The sequence below is a fragment of the Klebsiella sp. K47 genome (assembly GCF_051858335.1).
GTDB classification, from domain to species: domain Bacteria; phylum Pseudomonadota; class Gammaproteobacteria; order Enterobacterales; family Enterobacteriaceae; genus Klebsiella; species Klebsiella pneumoniae.
Genome location: NZ_JBPYUI010000100.1, coordinates 1 through 424, shown reverse-complemented (window position 1 = coordinate 424; position 424 = coordinate 1). Strand labels below are relative to the sequence as shown.

1 pseudogene is annotated in these 424 nt (G+C 36.8%); it reads left to right on the top strand.

The features are described 5' to 3' along the window. Positions 1–5: 5 nt before the first annotated feature. Positions 6–424, top strand: a pseudogene (locus RRF55_RS27260) (transposase); the annotation flags it as partial.

Genomic DNA, 424 nt, shown 5'->3' with positions numbered 1-424 from the left:
GTTAAAAAAACTTCATTGTCACCAATCATTTAGGAAAGAATCATAAAATTAGTGATTTATTTCGCCATCTTCAAGTTGGTCAAATTGAATGTCGTAAACGACGGATTTTGGTTGGTCGGGTGAAACTATATATAAGTGCACTACAGTTAGAAAATGGAGAGCTTTTACTCGTCGTTTCTCCTCAGTTTAATGCCAATGCTATTGAGGATTATGCATTACGCTGGGAAATTGAAACCTTATTCAGTTGTCTCAAAGGACGCGGGTTTAATCTTGAAAATACGCGCTTGACAGACCCTAGACGAGTGAAAAAATTGATTGCGGTGTTAGCTATAAGCTTCTGTTGGTGTTACTTAACGGGTGAATGGCAACATGATCAAAAAAAAGTGATAAAAATAAAGAAGCATGGACGACTCTCAATGAGTTT